The sequence below is a fragment of the Picosynechococcus sp. NKBG042902 genome, assembly GCF_963864045.1.
Taxonomy (GTDB): Bacteria; Cyanobacteriota; Cyanobacteriia; order Cyanobacteriales; family MRBY01; genus MRBY01.
On sequence record NZ_CAWLTV010000073.1, the window covers coordinates 32,117 to 49,618 of the forward strand.

The 17,502-nt window shown below is 49.4% G+C and carries 16 protein-coding genes and 1 tRNA gene; 9 read left to right on the plus strand and 8 right to left on the minus strand.

Annotated features, from left to right (window positions below):
* Positions 1-260 precede the first annotated feature (260 nt).
* The 3 genes from AACR41_RS11230 (at position 261) to AACR41_RS11240 (ending at position 1,445) form a co-directional block, all read left to right on the plus strand.
* On the plus strand, positions 261-482 hold the full coding sequence (locus tag AACR41_RS11230; protein WP_012306885.1) for a Calvin cycle protein CP12: 222 nt from the start codon (positions 261-263) through the stop codon (positions 480-482).
* A 198-nt stretch (positions 483-680) separates the two neighbouring features.
* The gene (locus AACR41_RS11235) at positions 681-1,274 is read left to right on the plus strand and encodes a DUF3177 family protein (RefSeq protein WP_030006486.1); all 594 of its coding nucleotides are present in this window, start codon (positions 681-683) and stop codon (positions 1,272-1,274) included.
* A gap of 98 nt (positions 1,275-1,372) precedes the next feature.
* Positions 1,373-1,445 (plus strand) — tRNA-Phe (locus AACR41_RS11240).
* 211 nt (positions 1,446-1,656) lie between these two features.
* On the opposite strand, the gene AACR41_RS11245 is transcribed toward AACR41_RS11240, so the two are convergent.
* Positions 1,657-3,471 (minus strand): aspartate kinase, encoded by a 1,815-nt coding sequence (locus tag AACR41_RS11245; RefSeq protein WP_030006487.1) that lies wholly within the window; start codon positions 3,469-3,471, stop codon positions 1,657-1,659.
* Between the two features lie 593 nt (positions 3,472-4,064).
* Here AACR41_RS11245 and AACR41_RS11250 point away from each other — a divergent pair.
* Entirely contained in the window at positions 4,065-4,499 is a 435-nt protein-coding gene (locus AACR41_RS11250) for an RNA recognition motif domain-containing protein (protein ID WP_030006488.1), read from the plus strand.
* A gap of 116 nt (positions 4,500-4,615) precedes the next feature.
* The gene (rpiA, locus tag AACR41_RS11255) at positions 4,616-5,317 is read left to right on the plus strand and encodes a ribose-5-phosphate isomerase RpiA (protein WP_030006489.1); all 702 of its coding nucleotides are present in this window, start codon (positions 4,616-4,618) and stop codon (positions 5,315-5,317) included.
* A 58-nt stretch (positions 5,318-5,375) separates the two neighbouring features.
* Here rpiA and ruvA read toward each other — a convergent pair whose 3' ends face one another.
* Positions 5,376-6,005: a Holliday junction branch migration protein RuvA gene (ruvA, locus tag AACR41_RS11260; RefSeq protein WP_030006490.1), complete on the minus strand. Its 630-nt coding sequence runs from the start codon at positions 6,003-6,005 to the stop codon at positions 5,376-5,378.
* A gap of 145 nt (positions 6,006-6,150) precedes the next feature.
* Between ruvA and dnaB the strand changes: the two genes are divergently transcribed.
* Together dnaB and AACR41_RS11270 are read left to right on the plus strand one after the other, a co-directional pair.
* A complete protein-coding gene (dnaB, locus tag AACR41_RS11265; protein ID WP_030006491.1) occupies positions 6,151-7,527 on the plus strand; it encodes a replicative DNA helicase in 1,377 nt (458 codons plus the stop codon).
* A 389-nt stretch (positions 7,528-7,916) separates the two neighbouring features.
* A complete protein-coding gene (locus tag AACR41_RS11270) occupies positions 7,917-8,339 on the plus strand; it encodes a slr1601 family putative cell division protein (protein WP_045441673.1) in 423 nt (140 codons plus the stop codon).
* A 162-nt stretch (positions 8,340-8,501) separates the two neighbouring features.
* On the opposite strand, the gene AACR41_RS11275 is transcribed toward AACR41_RS11270, so the two are convergent.
* The 3 genes from AACR41_RS11275 to AACR41_RS11285 form a co-directional block, all read right to left on the minus strand.
* Positions 8,502-10,328, minus strand: a complete 1,827-nt coding sequence (locus AACR41_RS11275; RefSeq protein WP_012306893.1) for a ribonuclease J — start codon at positions 10,326-10,328, stop codon at positions 8,502-8,504.
* A gap of 182 nt (positions 10,329-10,510) precedes the next feature.
* Complete coding sequence (gene dapA / locus AACR41_RS11280) at positions 10,511-11,401, minus strand: 4-hydroxy-tetrahydrodipicolinate synthase (protein ID WP_030006494.1); 891 nt, start codon at positions 11,399-11,401, stop codon at positions 10,511-10,513.
* Positions 11,402-11,437: 36 nt separating this feature from the next.
* On the minus strand, positions 11,438-12,481 hold the full coding sequence (locus AACR41_RS11285; protein WP_030006495.1) for an aspartate-semialdehyde dehydrogenase: 1,044 nt from the start codon (positions 12,479-12,481) through the stop codon (positions 11,438-11,440).
* A gap of 413 nt (positions 12,482-12,894) precedes the next feature.
* On the opposite strand from AACR41_RS11285, the gene tig reads away from it, so the two are divergent.
* The gene (tig, locus tag AACR41_RS11290; RefSeq protein WP_030006496.1) at positions 12,895-14,259 is read left to right on the plus strand and encodes a trigger factor; all 1,365 of its coding nucleotides are present in this window, start codon (positions 12,895-12,897) and stop codon (positions 14,257-14,259) included.
* A 105-nt stretch (positions 14,260-14,364) separates the two neighbouring features.
* On the opposite strand, the gene map is transcribed toward tig, so the two are convergent.
* Together map and AACR41_RS11300 are read right to left on the minus strand one after the other, a co-directional pair.
* Positions 14,365-15,135 carry a type I methionyl aminopeptidase gene (map, locus tag AACR41_RS11295; RefSeq protein ID WP_030006497.1) on the minus strand — a complete coding sequence of 257 codons (771 nt, stop codon included), beginning with the start codon at positions 15,133-15,135 and terminating at the stop codon, positions 14,365-14,367.
* Positions 15,136-15,168: 33 nt separating this feature from the next.
* A complete protein-coding gene (locus tag AACR41_RS11300; RefSeq protein WP_161768733.1) occupies positions 15,169-15,306 on the minus strand; it encodes a hypothetical protein in 138 nt (45 codons plus the stop codon).
* A gap of 156 nt (positions 15,307-15,462) precedes the next feature.
* On the opposite strand from AACR41_RS11300, the gene ilvC reads away from it, so the two are divergent.
* The gene (gene ilvC, locus AACR41_RS11305; RefSeq protein WP_012306898.1) at positions 15,463-16,458 is read left to right on the plus strand and encodes a ketol-acid reductoisomerase; all 996 of its coding nucleotides are present in this window, start codon (positions 15,463-15,465) and stop codon (positions 16,456-16,458) included.
* 84 nt (positions 16,459-16,542) lie between these two features.
* On the opposite strand, the gene AACR41_RS11310 is transcribed toward ilvC, so the two are convergent.
* Positions 16,543-17,367 carry a class I SAM-dependent methyltransferase gene (locus AACR41_RS11310; protein WP_030006498.1) on the minus strand — a complete coding sequence of 275 codons (825 nt, stop codon included), beginning with the start codon at positions 17,365-17,367 and terminating at the stop codon, positions 16,543-16,545.
* Positions 17,368-17,502 lie beyond the last annotated feature (135 nt).

A 17,502-nucleotide genomic window follows, 5' to 3' on the forward strand; every position in this document is an offset into this window, starting at 1 on the left:
GGCGCAATACCCGATCTAAAATAAACCGACCCACCAGGTTTCCTACGGTACAATGGGGAACAGTAGGGACTTTTTATTTTTCGAATTTAATCCTGCGCTAATCTCCATCGGTGAATGCCAATCACTGCCAAGAAAAGCAAAGAGTTTCGTTCCTACGCCAGTGGCTGTTGTCTTTTCTTTTTGCTGAGCTTAAGCAAACATTGCAACATTCGTCACTGGAGCCCTTAATTAAAAAAGATAGCAAGATAAAACGAGGATTCATGACAAATATTCATCAAAAAATTGAACAAGAACGTGATGCGGCTCGGGAAGCTTGTAGTACTGACTCCACTTCCGCTGAATGTGCAGCTGCTTGGGACGCCGTTGAAGAACTCCAGGCGGAAGCCGCCCACCAACGGGAAAAAGAGCCGGAAAAAAGTCCCCTAGAAAAGTTTTGTGATGATAACCCCGACGCGGATGAATGCCGTCTCTACGAAGACTAATTTTGTCGGCGATCGCCTTTATTTTTGTTAAAAAAATTAGTTGATGCGCTTTTAGTCATTGATCTTGGCTTCGGTAAGGTCAAAAAATGTGCTAGAGGCTAACCCCCAAAGCAGTGGTTTCTCTCCGTAGTGCCACTGCTTTGACTTGTGTATACTGTGAAAAATCAATCTTAATTTGTCTCAAACCCCACATAAACCATGGATGAAACGTTACTACAGCAATTGGCCTGGATGGACTACCGTTTGGCGGTCATTTTTACGGTGATGGTGCCGATTGCACTGTTGATCTGGAGTTTCGTCGCGAAGGTGGAATCGATGCAGCGGCTCCTGGGCATTTACTGGAAAGTGGCCAGCTTGTTAATGGTGACGGTGTATTTGTTGATTCCCAGTTGGTCAGTGGGCTATCTGACAGGGCTATTGTCACGGATTTTGATCCCCATTGGGTTATGGTTTTGGATTGATCTCAATGAAGAAATTCGCGATCAGCCGGGTAGTCGTCTAAAACTCGCGTTTACGGCTTGGCGTTGGGCGGTGACAGTTTACTGTGCGCTCGGGGCGATCGCCAATCTACCATTTTTGGGCTGTGCCTTTTCGACGGCGATGCGCCAAGGAACCTATTGCCAAGTGTGGCTAGAAGCACCCAGCCGTTACCAACAAATTTTGCACGCCAACTCGACACCCGGTTTTCTCGGCTTCTTAGGAATTGTCGGCCTGGTGATTTATGTCGTGTATTTACTGACGTTTTTGGTGTTCCGTTTGGGACGTCAGGGCCGCATTGCCATCGAAGAATAATGGAAAAAACCCCGTAAAAAACTTTTTTTGAGAAAAATCTAGGCTTAGGGGTTGCCAATTTAAAATTGCTTTGCTAAATTAGAACTTGTGCGCAAAACGCCAGGATAGCTCAGTTGGTAGAGCAGAGGACTGAAAATCCTCGTGTCGGCGGTTCAATTCCGCCTCCCGGCACTGCATAAAGAGAGTTCACCTCGGTGGGCTCTTTTTTTGTGTGAAAAATATTTTTAGAATCAAGTTGTTTCCGCCACAAAGAAACCCAACCGGGCTAGGCTGGGTTTGAATGCAGATTGTATTTTTAGGGAATTTGTATGGGCGTACTTATGATCCTGGGGCTTTTGCTCCTAATTCTCCTCGGCGGGCTAATCCTGGGTTTGGGCAATGATTAGGCGGGGACTTCCACCTTTGCTTCACCACCGAGGGCAAAGGCTTCATGGACGAGTTTCAGGGCGGCCTGGCCTTGGGTTTCCGGGACGACGCAACTAATTTTAATTTCAGAAGTGGTAATCATCTGAATATTGATTTTTGCCGTGGCGAGGGCTTGGAAGAAACGAGCCGCAACCCCTGGTGCGCCAATCATCCCAGAACCGACAATACTGACTTTGGCGATCGCCGGATCTACTTCGATTTCCCCAAAGTTTAGCTGTTCCGCCATGCTAGAGAGGGCGAGGCGAGCCGCTTCAGCATCCCCCTGGGCGACGGTAAAGGCAATGTCACGGGTTTTGATTCCATTGAGGACACGGCACCGTTGGGATTGGATAATCATATCGACGCTGATGTTTTGGTGGGCCAACAGCGAAAAAATTTGGGCGGCCATGCCGGGGCTATCCGGCACGTGACGAATGGCCAGTTGCGCTTGTTTGAGGTCAAGGGCGACACCCCGGACGGGGGGGTGATCTTCGGGATTGAGAGCCGCCGGGGTCGCATTCATCGGGGAAGAGGCAATGTCAAAAACATCGCAGAGGGTGGCGATCGCCCGGTCACAATCCGTCTGCTGGATAACGCAACTCACCTTCACTTCCGAGGTAGAAATCATCTCGATATTAATCCCTGCATCGGCTAGGCTTTGGAACATAGTCGCGGCAATTCCGGGACGGCCGATCATCCCAGCCCCAGAGATGGTGATTTTGGCAATGTCATTGGCGCTCATCACCGCAACATCGCTTAAATCTTGGTCTGTGCCAGCGCAGAGGGTGGGGGCAATGGCTTCGGCGATCGCCTGGGCCTGGGTAGCAGCATTTTCGGTCACGGTGAAGGCAATGTCATTGCTATTGCCATCGTGGATCGACTGGATAATTAAATCCACATCGACATTGTGGGTGGCGATTTCCCCAAATAATTTGGCGGCGACGCCAGGGCGATCAGGGATGTGCAGCATCGCAATGCGGGCCTGGTTAGTATCAAACTCCACCGCATCGACGGCTTTGGCAATTTCGAGGTTAATCAAGGGGCGATCGCTCACCGGGGCAGAGGTCACCCAAGTCCCCGGATCCTCCGTCCAACTGGAACGTACCACCAAAGGCACCCCATAATTTTTCGCAATTTCGACAGCTCGGGGATGAAGCACCTTCGCCCCTAAACTGGCAAGCTCTAGCATTTCATCGGACGTGACTTCGGCCATCAGTTGCGCTTCGGGGACGATACGCGGGTCGGTGGTTAAAATTCCTGGCACATCGGTATAAATTTCACAGCAGGAGGCCTTGAGGGCGGCGGCGATCGCCACCGCAGAAGTATCCGATCCGCCCCGACCCAGGGTAGTAATTTCTAGATCTTCGGTTTTGGAAATGCCCTGGAAACCCGCCACGACGATCACCTCTCCCTTTTGCAGGTGTCGTTGGAGGCGGTCGGTTTTAATTTCGAGGATGCGGGCACGGCTATGTTCCGCTTCAGTAACGATTCCCACCTGAGCACCAGTGAGAGAAATTGCCGGTTGTCCCAGTTCCTGGAGGGCCATACTGAGCAGAGAAATCGAGACCTGTTCCCCCGTGGAGAGGAGCATATCCATTTCCCGCCGGTTGGGATTATCACTAATTTCGTGGGCTAATTTCACTAAACCATCGGTGGTTTTTCCCATGGCAGAGACCACCACGACAATTTGATTGCCCGCCTGGGCCCGTTGCTGTACCCGCTTGGCCACTGCTTGGATTCTTTCCACCGAGCCGACGGAGGTACCGCCGTATTTTTGAACGATCATTGCCATGGAACCTGCCTCACTCTCCCGAACTTAAAACACAATTCGCTTTCCATAGATGTTTTGGAAAATCGGTGATCCACTCTAGCAAATCCTACCGACTTTTCTGATCGATCTTTCACATTCCGTTGTGTGGTGCCGTCATCTCTGTTACGTTTAGGGGCAATTTTTTCCCCCAAGGTTTACGATGGATTATCGTTCACCAAAGCCACGGCATCGAGAAAATTTCAGGCGATCACCATAGCATAAATCCCCTGGGGAAAACGGAAAAAACGTTAAGTGACTTGTCTTTCCGCACCATTTACCCCATAATGGGTCACTCGATGGTGCTATACATTCTGTAACGTTCACGGTAAAGTAAAAATTCCAGAGCAACCGCACGATGTGAAGTATGCCACCACTGCTCCTGTGACAGACAAACCGATCAGTTTTCACCGAAGGCCCTAGGGCACAACAATACTGGATGATCAGTCTTTTTACAGTTAAATTTTTTTGTATGCAAGGTCAAAGGCGATCGCCACATTATCAGCACTTGATCCCTGGACGAGTTTGTCCCCAAACCAGTTTTTCATCTAACCCAACCAACATCTAGGAGGTTCCCTATGTCCGTACGTTTGTATGTCGGCAATCTGCCCAAAGACGTCGTCGAAAAACAAGCCCTGGTTGATTTCTTTGCTGAAGCAGGCGAAAACGCAACCACCAAAGTGATCAAAGACCGGAAAACAGGCAAATGCCGTGGTTTCGCCTTCGTTACCGTCCCCACCGACGAAGAAGCCGATGCTTTCATCGAAAAGTACAATGGCCAATCCTTCATGGACAGTCCCCTCAAAATTGAGAAGGCTCTCCCCCGTAGCAAAGGCGATGACAAACCAGCCGAAGCCAGTAATGCCAAAGGCGGCAAGCGCAAGCGCAGTGGTGGTGGCAGCAAGAAGCAATCCAGCTATGGCGATGCAACTTCCGCTCAACCCGACCCCCGCTGGGCCAGCGAATTGGAGAAGCTCAAAGACATGCTCCAACAGCAAACCGCTAACGTTTAGGCCTTGGGTCATTGATTTTCCTGCTGCAGATCGTGTGGCAGGATTTGTTTTGTTTACGCCAAAAAATTTTTCAGCATTAATTTTTTTATTCAACTTTTTTCTCGGAGGGATACACAATGGATGCCGTCACGGTCATGAAACAGGAAGTGGGCAAAGCCGCCGCCGCCCTAGTCCAGTCCAACTCAGTGGTTGGTTTAGGCACTGGGTCAACAACGGCCTATGCAATTCAATACATTGGTGAGCGTTTAGCCGCAGGTGAACTGGAGAATATTGTCGGGATTCCCACCTCCTTCCAGGCAGAAGTTCTCGCAAAACAGTACAACATTCCCCTAAGCAGTTTGGATGCCGTCGATCACATTGATGTGGCCATTGATGGGGCCGATGAGGTCGATCCCCAGAAAAATTTAATTAAAGGGGGCGGTGCGGCCCACACCCGGGAAAAAGTTGTGGATGCCCTCGCCAACAAGTTTATCGTCGTGGTAGATAGCGGCAAGCTGGTTGATCGCTTGGGTTCAACCTTTTTATTACCCGTGGAAGTTATTCCCATGGCCATTACGCCAGTGATGCGCCAACTAGAAGCATTGGGTGGTAAGCCGGAACTCCGAATGGGAGTCAAAAAAGCTGGCCCCGTGGTGACCGATGAAGGAAATTTAGTCGTGGATCTTAAATTTGCTGGCATCGACGACCCGGCAACCCTAGAGCAAAAGATTAATAATATCCCTGGCGTCCTGGAAAACGGTCTGTTTGTTGGGGTGGCTGATGTGATTTTGGTCGGCGAAATTATTGACGGACAACCCCATGTCCGGGAAATTCAATAGCGTTTTTTTGTTGAACAGGTGAGCCTGGGCCTCCTCATTGCAGGGGGTTTTTGTCTTGTTATGTCTGGCTCAAGAGAGTGATGGCCCGCCGGATCCATTCGTCGGCATTGTCATTTTGCAACAGAATCGAGTCTTGACTGAGGGTGGCGATCGCCCCACGGATTTCGGTTTCTTGGTATCCCAAGGCCAACAAGGTTAACTCCAAATCTTCGTGGACGGCAGCATTGGGTTGAGCGGCTGTGTCGGGAAGCGAAAACTGATCCCGCCATTGGCTGAGTTTGCTGCGCAGTTCGAGGGCAAGCCGTTCGGCGGTTTTTTTGCCAATGCCCGGCGCTTTGGCTAGCTGGCGATGATCGGCGGTGACAATGGCCTGTACCAATTCCGGCAAGGTTAGGGTATCGAGGAGGGCGATCGCCCCTTGGGCACCAATGCCACTGACACTAATCAGTTGCCGAAACAAATCCCGCGTGGCACCGCTGGCAAAGCCGTAGAGATAGGTGCCGTCCTCCCGTTGCTGACTGTGGACAAAAATGTGTTGGGGCTGGCCGATCACTGCTTCCAACTCCTGGGCGAGGCGTCCTGGCACTTGGATCTCGTAGCCAATGTCCCTTACTTCGAGAATTAGAAAAAAACGCCCCTGCAAATTCCGGTGGATGGCGATCGCCTCTCCCTTAAGATAACTAAACATGAAATCCCCTCTGCCTAATGACTGCGATCTTCCCATTGCCTCTGACATTCCAGCAAGTCCCAGCGGCGATCGCTATTTTCATTTTCAATCAGTACGTTTAGACTATTAAGAAAGCGTTTCCTTACGCCCCACTTCCTCCCCAACCATGGCCGATTCAACTCCCGCTTTTCCCGGTAACGCCCTTCCGCCCCAAAATATCGAAGCCGAAGAATTTATTCTAGGGGGGATTTTAATGGACCCAGAGGCCATGGGCCGGGTGGTGGATGTTCTGGTGATCAATGCTTTTTATGTCCAGGCCCACCGGGATATTTATCAAGGTTTGTTGGTGCTCCATAACCAAGGCAAACCGACGGATTTATTGGCCCTGAGTACCTGGCTCCAGGACAACGAACGTCTCGAAAAAGTCGGCGGTATTCCCAAGCTTTCCCAATTGGTGGATCGCACCGTATCCGCGGTGAATATTGACCACTATGCGGAACTGGTCATGGATAAATACGTGCGGCGACAACTCATTGCCGGGGGCCATGAAATTATTGATCTGGGCTATGACACCGTTAAAACTCTACCCGATGTCCTCGATGAATCTGAGCAAAAAATCTTTCGGCTCACCCAGACCCGTCCCCAGGATGGCCTAACCGCCATTGCCGAAACCATTGCCGAAGCCTTTAGCAATATCGAAGAACGCCAGGCCAAGCAGCAGGAAAAAGAGATGCTGTCGGGGCTTTCGAGTGGGTTTTATGATCTCGATGCGATGACCAATGGCTTCCAACGCTCTGATCTGGTGATTATTGCCGGACGTCCCGCCATGGGGAAAACCAGTTTTTCGCTCAATGTGGCCACTAATATCGCTAAAAAGGAACGGCTTCCCGTGGCCATTTTTAGTTTAGAAATGTCGAAGGAGCAATTGGTGCAGCGCCTCTTGGCTGGGGAGGCTCAGATTGAAAGTAATCGTCTCCGGGCCGGACGCCTCGATGAGGTTGATATGCGTCCTCTCCTCAAAGCGGTGGAATTTTTGTCGGATGTGCCTTTATTTATCGATGATACGGCGAATATCACGGTAGGTCAGATGCGATCGCAGGCCCGGAAACTTCAGGCAGAACAGGGGGGAAAGTTAGGGTTAATCCTCATTGACTATCTGCAACTCATGGAAGGCGGTGGAGACAATCGTGTCCAAGAACTCTCAAAAATTACGCGATCGCTCAAAGGGCTCGCCAGGGAATTAGATGTACCCATTTTTGCCCTATCCCAGTTAAGTCGAGGGGTTGAGGCCCGCAACAGCAAACGCCCGATGATGTCTGACCTGCGCGAATCAGGTTCCATCGAGCAGGATGCCGACCTGGTTTTAATGCTCTACCGCGACAGTTATTACAATCCAGATACTCCGGAGCGAGATATTGCCGAGGTGATTATTGCGAAACACCGTAATGGCCCCACCGGGACGGTTAAGCTGATTTTCCAGCCGGAGCTAACAAAGTTTTTGAATCTGGCCCAGAGTCCCAGCCCCTATGCAGAAACCTATTAGAATTCAACAAAATCTGCGTGACTATGATTTATTTTATTTATCAATAGCGGCCATATCTGCCTGAATTTTGGGGATCAGAGCTTCTTTTTGAAGAGATTCTAATTTTTTAAAACGCAAATGCTAAGATGCTGCTAGCATCAAGGCCAAAGCTTGATCAAAATTCTCCAAAAAATTGTGGTGAATTTCGGTCTTGAAATTTTTTACATCTTAATGATTTGGGCGATCGCCTCGATCCATTTTCAGCGCATCTACTGTCATTTAAACATCGGCAAAATTATCGATCATTTTTTCTAAAAAGGCTTGTTATAAGCATTATCAATCAAAGAAAAATGCTTTGATAACTTCAGGTTACGCGATTTCTTGTTTTTTTAGTGTTGGATCCTGTGTTCATGTACGGCTTCTCCCCTCCACAATCACCCCGGCAACAGACCCCCATTTCTCTCCAGAAACGTCGCCATAAGCAAGATCAAAAAAGCGCTGGCCCATCAACAGCAGCAAATAAGCAGCATCGGTTCGCCTGCTGGGAATTGGCGGCGCAGATTTCTGTAAATTGTCTCCTCGGTGGGGTGGCGATCGCCTCCATTGCCCAATTGTTACCAGCCCAACTATCCCAACAGCAGCAGTTATCTGTTCTCAAGGGCGAAGTCACCGAAGCAGAACAACGGGTCGCCAAACTACGCCAAGAATTTAACCGTCACTTCGATGCCTACGAGAGCCATCGACTAATGCAGGAGTACACCATAAAAGTCGATCCCAAACAACAGCGCATTATCTGGGTAGATCCGGCCCAGGCTCAAAATAGCGAAAATTAATTTTTCTAAGAGCTTGGCTATCAGCTAAACATTTTCTCGAATTTTTTTAATGCTCTAAATCCGTAAACAAAAAAGGGAGTCATTATGGCTCCCTTTCGTGTATTTCTCTGAATTCAAATGCTTACAAGAGACTTAGAGTAGATCCCAAATCCTTTTCCTTCATTAGGAAGCAAGGGATGCTGTGGGACGACGACGACGGCGCTGGGTTCTAACGGCAGTCTGTTCGCTGACCTGCATCAAAAAGACCACCAGGGGTTCCCCTTGTAATTCTCGACGGGCAAGGCGTTGTAAGGATGCTTCAATCTCTAGACGAATGTCAGTCCAATCAATGTCTTCATTGCTGCGCTTGCCATGTTCTTTGTACTCTGCGAGGCGGTCTTCCAACACATTCTCGACATTCCGTTGGATTAACTGGTGGAGCAACTTATTGTTTGCTGCGGTAACCACACCCCGGAGATGAATTTCTGGCGGCGCAATTAGATTACCGTCCTGGGCGATCGCCACGGCCACCGTAATCACCCCTTCCTCGGCCAACTGTTGCCGTTCCTGGAGTACCGAATCATGGACAATACCAGAACGGTCTACTAATTCAATTCCCGAAGGCACTTTCCCGGTAACACCAATGGAATTTTCTGTGAGTTCCACAATGTCACCGTTATCGATAATCACAATATTTTCTTCTGGTACCCCCATTGATTGGGCCGTTTGGGCGTGCTTCACCAACATCCGGTGTTCCCCGTGGAACGGAATAAAGAACTTCGGCTTCGTCAAGGCCAACATCAACTTGTGATCGTCTTGGGCGCCGTGACCAGAAACGTGGATTCCTTCCCCTTTACCGTAGATGACTTTCGCGCCGCGCATCATCAAACGATCAATGGTATTTACCACGGCGATCGTATTCCCAGGGATTGGATTGGCCGAAAAGACTACCGTATCCCCTTCCTTAATTTTGATGTGGCGGTGGGCATCGTGGGAGATCCGGGTCATGGCCGATAGGGTTTCACCTTGGGAACCCGTTGTCAGGATCAAGACATCCTCATCCTTCATGCTTTTCAGCTGCCGCAGGGGAATAAACAGCTCATCCAAACATTTCATGTAGCCTAAATTGCGGGCATGGGAAATGACGTTTAGCATGGAACGGCCTACCACAGCCACCTTACGGTTGTGTTTTTGCGCCAGTTCTAAAATAATGCTGACCCGGTGGACAGAAGAGGCGAAGGTCGTCACAAAGAGTCGTCCTTGGGCCTGACCAAAGATACGGTCTAAATTCGGCTTCACTGAGGCTTCCGAAGGGGTGCGACCAGGAACTTCGGCGTTCGTCGAATCACTTAAAAGACAGAGAACGCCTTTTTCGCCATGCTCAGCGAGCCGTTGGAAATCAAACTGTTCACCGTCAACGGGGGTAAAGTCTACTTTGAAGTCCCCTGTGTGAATAATCACGCCGATGGGGGTATGGATCGCCACGGTAAAGCTATCGGCAATGGAGTGGGTATTGCGGATGTATTCTACGAGGAAATTTTTACCAATGCGCACCATGTCCCGTGGCATAACGCTGTGGAGTTTGGTGCGATCGCTTACGCCTGCTTCATCTAGTTTGTCGGACAACAGAGACATGGCTAGGCGGGGGCCATAGATGACGGGAATATCAAACTGCTTGAGGTGATGGGAAATGCCACCAATGTGATCTTCGTGGCCGTGGGTGACAATCATCCCCTTAATTTTGTGGCGGTTTTCCCGGAGATAGGTTGTATCTGGCAGAACAATGTTGACCCCGTGCATCCCATCCGTCGGAAAGGCTAGTCCCGCATCAAGCAGCACGATTTCATCGTCATATTCAAAAACACAGGTGTTTTTACCAATTTCGTGGAGACCACCCAGGGGAATAATTTTAATACTGTCCTGGGGGTTGAGATTTTCTGGCTTTGTCGTTTGTTTTTGACTGGTGCGAGTTCTTCTACGGGTTGTGGGTTGGGGTTTGCTCTTGTTCATAAAACTCCTTAGATTTGCTTGTGGTTAAAACTAGAGAAAAGGTTGAAATAGAAAACTTTTAGGCTGGTATTTGAAGACCAACGGCTAGATATGACCAGCGATCGCCAGGGTGCTGGTAATTGGCGCAATACTGTTCAGTTGTCAAAAGCCATGGCAGTGGGCTGTTCGTCCCATGCTTTGTTTTAGAGGAGGGACAGATCCTTCAATACCTGGGTGAGTTGTTTCGTGCGATCAGGGCTGAGGGGACAGAGGGGCGGACGAAAGCTACCTAAACGCCATCCCTGAAGAATGAGAGCGGTTTTCACGGGGAGGGGGTTGGTATCACAGAATAGGACACGGAATAGGGGGAAAAGCTTCAGGTGGAGGGCGATCGCCTCCTGGGTACGGCCAGCAAGAAAGGCTTGGATCATCGCCTGCATCTGCGGCCCGACAAGGTGACTGGCAACGCTCACAACGCCCTGGGCTCCTACACTCATCAAAGGTAGGGTTAGACTATCATCCCCTGAGTAAATTTCAAAGGTAGAATCCACACCACAACGAATTTGGGCGGCCTGGTCGAGGTTACCGCTGGCTTCTTTGATGGCCACGATGTTGTCCACTGTGGCGAGGCGAATCACGGTTTCGGGTAACAGATTACAACTGGTGCGCCCCGGCACGTTGTAAAGCATCAACGGGATATCAGGGCAGGCCTCGGCGATCGCCTTGAAATGCTGATAAAGTCCTTCCTGGGGGGGCTTATTGTAATAAGGAACAACTTGCAGCGAACCGTCCAAGTTCAGTTTAGCGGCTTTTTGGGTGGCGGCGATCGCCTCACTGGTGGAATTAGAACCCGTACCCGCGATCACCTTAGCCCGTCCAGTGGCAGCATTTTGCACAGCCCGGAATAGCTCATACTCCTCATCCCAAGTCAGGGTGGGTGATTCTCCGGTGGTGCCGCAGACAACAAGGGCGTCACTCCCTTGGTCAATGAGATGGGCCGCTAATTTTTCCGCCATCGCGTAATCCACCTGCCCCTCTTCCGTAAAGGGGGTCACCATTGCGGTGATCACTCGACCAAATCTTGTACTTGTCATAAACGAATCGACACAACACACATAAATCTTACTGGACTAGACCGCCGTTGCGATCGCCGCTGGTTGGAGCCAATCTTTTTCCCAAAGCAGTTCCGCAATCTGGACGGCATTAAGGGCTGCTCCTTTCCGAATTTGATCGCCACAGAGCCACAATTCCAGGCCATTGTCTTGGGAAATATCCCGGCGAATACGACCCACCAGCACCGGATCTTTCCCCGTTGCATCCACGGGCATCGGGAAATAGTTATTCTCCCAATCTTCTACTACGGTAACACCAGGAGCCGTGGTGAGGATGTCTTTGGCTTGGGCTGGCTCGAAGGGCTGCGCAAACTCTAGGTTAACCGCTTCAGAATGGGCCCGCAGCACCGGCACCCGGACACAGGTAGCACTAATCCGCAGGTCAGGCGCCCCAAAGATCTTCCGGGTTTCGTTCACCATTTTCATCTCTTCTTCGCAATAGCCCGCGTCATCGATGGGGGTATTGTGGGGGAAAAGATTAAAGGCGAGGGGATAAGGAAAAGATTCTGTGGGGGGTTCTTCACCCGCCAAGATCGCTTGGGTTTGTTGTTTGACTTCTTCCATGGCCATGGCCCCAGCACCACTGGCAGATTGATAGGTGGAAACCACAATCCGCTGGATGGGTTGCATTTGATGGAGAGGATAAATTGCCACCCCCATGAGAATGGTTGTGCAGTTGGGGTTCGCGATAATACCCTGGTGTTTTTGGGCTGCCGCTGGGTTAATTTCTGGCACCACGAGGGGCACATCAGGATCCATGCGGAAGGCGCTGGAGTTGTCGATCATCACGGCACCGGCTTCGACGATCGCCTTGGCCCATTTTTTCGAGGTGCTTCCCCCGGCGGAGGCGAGGACAATATCGATCCCTTCAAAGGCTTCTGGGCTGACGGCTTCGACGGTAATGGGTTGGCCTTTAAAGGTGAGGGTTTTCCCGGCAGAACGGGGCGAGGCCAAAAGTTTTAGGTTGTTGAGGGGGAAATCCCGTTCTTCTAACAACTGTAAGAGTTCTGCGCCAACGGCTCCGGTAGCACCAAGAATGGCGACATTGACTAATTTTGACAAAGAATAAACCTCCTAATGACTTTGGGTTAAGGGTAATGAAATTAAAAAGTAAAAATCTGGTTGGGGCGATCGCCTAGGGGGAATTTTTCACTGTGGCGGGGCTGGCTTGATCACCCCAGAGGCGAGGGTTTGGCTAGGATAAGCAGGGCCGCTTTTGTCGTTCTGTGCTGGGACATCCCTTTCGCAAGACTTTGTATATCGAAGCTCTAATTATACTATTATCAGATAGGTTAACCCCTCGTAAAAACGCAATAGACCGACCCAAACATACTCTGGGTAATCCTGCGTTTGGGTTACTGACCTTAGGATATCATGGAGCGCTCAATTCAGACCCCTAAAGGGGCGATCGCCAACGAACAAAACTATCCTAAGACCCTTAGTTGTAACTTATATATTAGAACCTTTAAACATCGATGAAAGTTATCCAGGAAAAGCTTCCTGCCAGCCAAGTTGGGCTAGAAATCGAAGTCCCCGCTGACGTCACCCAAAAAGCCTATGATGACACAGTGCGGAAACTCGCCCGTACCGTGAACCTCCCTGGTTTCCGGAAAGGGAAAGTGCCTAAGCAGATTTTGATCCAACGGTTAGGCCCCAATCGCATTAAGGCGTCTGTCCTTGAGGATTTGATCGACGACAGCTTAAAAGCGGCGATCGCCCAAGAAAACATTGAGGCCCTAGGAAATTTCCAACTCAAATCTTCCTTCGATGACCTGATCAGCGCCTACAAACCCGGTGAAGCCTTCACTTTCAAGGCCGCCGTGGATGTCCCCGCCACCGTCAGCCTCAACAGCTACAAGGGCCTCAGCTTCAAGGCCGAAAAGAGCGAATATGATCCGGCGGATCTCGATGAATTTCTCACCCAGAAACAACGCGAGCTTGCTACCCTTGTCCCCGTCGAAGACCGGGCTGCCCAAATGGGAGATGTGGCGATCGCCGATTACGAAGGTCGCTATGTAAACGACGCTGGTGAAGAAGAAGCAGACATTATCCCCGGCACCCAAGCCGAAGACTTTTCCCTCGACCTCGAAGAAGGCAAATTTATCCCAGGCTTTGTGGATGGTTTTGTCGGCATGAAACCCGAAGAAACCAAGAAATTCACCGTTACCTTCCCCGAAGACTACGGCAACGAAGAAATGGCCGGGAAACAAGTCTCCTTCACCGTCACCCTCAAGGAACTCAAGAGCCGCGAACTACCGAAACTCGATGATGAGTTTGCCAGCGAAGCCACCAACGAAGAATTTGAAACCCTCGCGGCTTGGCAAGAAAGTCTAGAAGCCCAGCTAAAAGAAAACGCTGAAATCAGCACCAAAAACAGCGTGCGTCGTTATCTGCTAGAGCAACTCGCTGCCAACAACAGCGCCGAACTGCCAGAAGTGAGCGTCAACGAAGAAATTACCGCAGTCCTCACCCAGCAGATGATGGAATTTAGCCGCATGGGCATCGATGTGAATCGCATCTTTACCAAGGATATGATTCCTAAACTGCGAGAAACGGCTCGCCCAGAAGCAGAACAACGGCTCAGCAACTCCTTGATTCTCACGGAAATTGCCAAGGTCGAGAAGATCGAAATTGATACCGACAAATTCAACGAGCGCCTAGAGGAAGCTAAGGCAGAACTCCAGGAAGGCTTTGATGAAGAGCGTCTCCAGGAAGCCATCAAAGAAGAGTTGACCATTGATGCTACCCTCGATTGGCTCGAAGAACAGTCTGAGATCGAATTTGTCCCTGCCGGAACCCTCGAAGCAGAAGAGGCTGAAGCAGCAGACGAAGAAGAATAGAGCTTTAGACGCTTACGTTTAAACTCTAAAACTAATTGTGAAAAGACCCCAAGTGGGGTCTTTTTTGTTGGTATCTCAGGTTTTCAAGCTATCCCATCACACCCTTTATGCCGACAGGGTTAAAATTTCTGGCCCTTCTGGGGTGATCGCAATGGTATGTTCAAACTGGGCCGAGAGCTTACCGTCCTTAGTTACCGCTGTCCAACCATCACCGAGTAGCTGGCTCTCGTAGGTGCCTTCATTAATCATCGGTTCAATGGTAAAAACCATCCCCGGACGAATTTTGGTGCCCTTGCCGCGTTTACCATAGTGGGGAACCTGAGGCTCTGTGTGGAAGACATTACTAATGCCATGGCCGACAAAATCACGCACGACTGAATAGCCTTGGGATTCGGCATATTCTTGGATCGCCGCCCCAATATCACCGATGCGACCGTTGGGTTGAGCCGCTTCAATGCCGATGTACAGACATTTTTCCGTTACTTCGACTAATTTTTTAACCCTGGGTGCTGGGGTGCCCACAAAAAAAGTCCGGGACGTATCACCATGGTAGCCATCGAGAATGGGGGTCACATCGATATTGATGATGTCGCCGTCTTTGAGCACTTTTTTCTTACTGGGAATGCCGTGACAAATTACTTCATTGACACTGGTACAAATGGATTTTGGGTAAGGATTGCTCTTGCCATAACCGAGGGGGGCACTTTTTGCACCGTGTTTTTGGGTCCATTCCTCCGCCGCATCGTTCAATTCGAGGGTCGTCACTCCCGGTTTAACCAGAGGCTCTAGGTAATCAAGGAGTTGCGCCGCTAGCCGTCCCGCATTGCGCATTTTTTCAATTTCTCGTTTTGATAGCAGAACGATACCTTTACCCATGGGAGTTTATTGCTTGTAAGACCAACAGAATTATCAGAGGTTTATTGTAACAGCCCCAAAAGCCTTCGGCGAATCATTGCTGCGCCTGTCAAGTTCCCAGGGAGGGCGACTGAGATCCTCGGCGATCGCCAAAATTTCGACGCAATGATCAGCAGAGTTTGCCGAAATCAAAGATGTCGGTTGGTTGTTTTTCCTATAAGTTATTAAAAATTTCTGAGGAGCCTGCCCAGCAAAAGTTCAGTTGACAACAATCTCCTATAATACGAAGTCTGCAGTATGCATTAACACATATTCTTAACTTTGTAATTTCCGTCGGAGAATTGTCCTATGGCTCGCATGTATTATGATGCGGACGCAAACTTAGATCTGTTAAACGGCAAAACCGTTGCCATCATCGGCTATGGTTCCCAGGGCCATGCCCATGCCCTCAACCTCAAAGACAGTGGGATTAACGTCGTTATCGGCCTGTATGCCGGAAGTAAGTCCACAGCCAAAGCCGAAGCAGAAGGTCTAAAGGTTTTACCTGTTGCGGAAGCAGCAAAAGTGGCGGACTGGATCATGATTTTGTTACCCGACGATGTCCAAAAATCTGTCTACACCAAAGATATTCTCCCCAACCTCCAAGCGGGTAATGTACTTTCCTTTGCCCACGGCTTCAATATCAACTTCGGTCAAATCGTTCCCCCCGCTGATGTAGACGTTGTAATGGTTGCCCCTAAAGGCCCTGGTCACCTCGTGCGCCGTACCTACGAACAAGGCCAAGGGGTGCCCGCATTATTCGCAGTTTACCAAGACGCCACAGGTCAAGCCCGTGATTTGGCGATGGCCTATGCGAAAGGCATCGGCGGTACTCGCGGTGGCATCCTTGAAACCACGTTCCGAGAAGAAACTGAAACGGATCTATTTGGTGAACAGGCAGTTCTCTGTGGTGGTCTGAGTGCTCTGATTAAAGCTGGTTTTGAAACCCTCGTCGAAGCGGGTTACCAGCCGGAGTTGGCTTACTTTGAGTGTCTCCATGAAGTGAAGCTCATTGTTGACCTCGTTGTGGAAGGTGGTCTGGCGAAAATGCGGGATAGCATTTCTACCACCGCTGAGTATGGTGATTATGTCAGTGGGCCACGGGTGATCACTGCTGAAACCAAAGCCGCAATGAAGGAAATTCTGACGGAAATCCAAACGGGTGAGTTTGCACGAAATTTCATCCTCGAAAATCAGTCGGGTCAAGCGCAATTTACGGCTATTCGTCGCCGTGAAGCAGAACATCCCATTGAAGTTGTGGGTAAGGATCTGCGGGCAATGTTTAGCTGGTTGAAGGAAAGCTAATCGAGAAATTAGATTGATTTAATATCTAACAACAATATTAAGTTAAACCGATTAGGTGAGAGTCAGTGATTCTCACCTTTTTTCTTAATTGGGCGGTTTCACTTGGGCAATGTGGGCAGCGCAAATATATTGGGTGGGAATCGTCTGAATTTTTCGAGCTTGAAAAACAGCCTTTAGTTCATCGAAGAGTTGCCTACGAACGGTGGAATCTAGGGCAATGTAGGGAGAAAGAGTTGTGAGTAATTTGAGGTAATCGTTGGGGGAATAATCTTTTGTTTCAATGACCTGGGTTAGTTCTAAGTTTTGAAAACAATTTGAATCAAGCAAACCTTGGCTGATGTTCTTGAGATTTTGTTCTTGGACAGCGATATTTTCAAAGCTGGCAAAGCTGGGCATATATTTTTCATAGAGAGGCAAGAGATCCTGAAAAATGCTGGGATCGGGTTGGGGCACGGTATTCCAAAGTAAGACTATGTTGCCCTGGGGCTTGAGTAAATTGGCGATCGCTTGGCATCTGGTGTCTGGTTGCAGCCAGTGAAAAGAAGTACTGGCAAGGATTGTCTCAAATTTTTCTAGGGTCGGTTCCCATTCTTCAAAGGTGGTATTAATAATTTGAATTGGGTAATTTTGGAAGCGTTGGGCGGCAAATTTACAGGCTCGTGGGTTCGGCTCTAAACAGATTAATGAAAAACCCCGTTGGGCAAAATGTTGCGTTGCATTGCCTGGGCCGCTGCCAATTTCTAGAATGACACTTTCCGGCTTGATTTTTTCGCAGATTAAATCAATAATTTCCGGCACATAGGGGGCACGATATTGGTCATAGGCCTGGGTTGCCTCTGCATACCAATGTTGCCGAGCTTCGATGGGTTGGGAATAAATTTCTTGAAAAAAGGCGTCAAAATTTTTCATATTTTAAAAGCTTAAAAGAACAGTATTTTCGGTTATTTAATATTAGTTATTTTCTTGATGATTGAAATTAAGGAAGTAAAAAACCAACCTCCTTTTTACAATAAAACAAATCCCTGGGGTGATGAAATGGCGGGA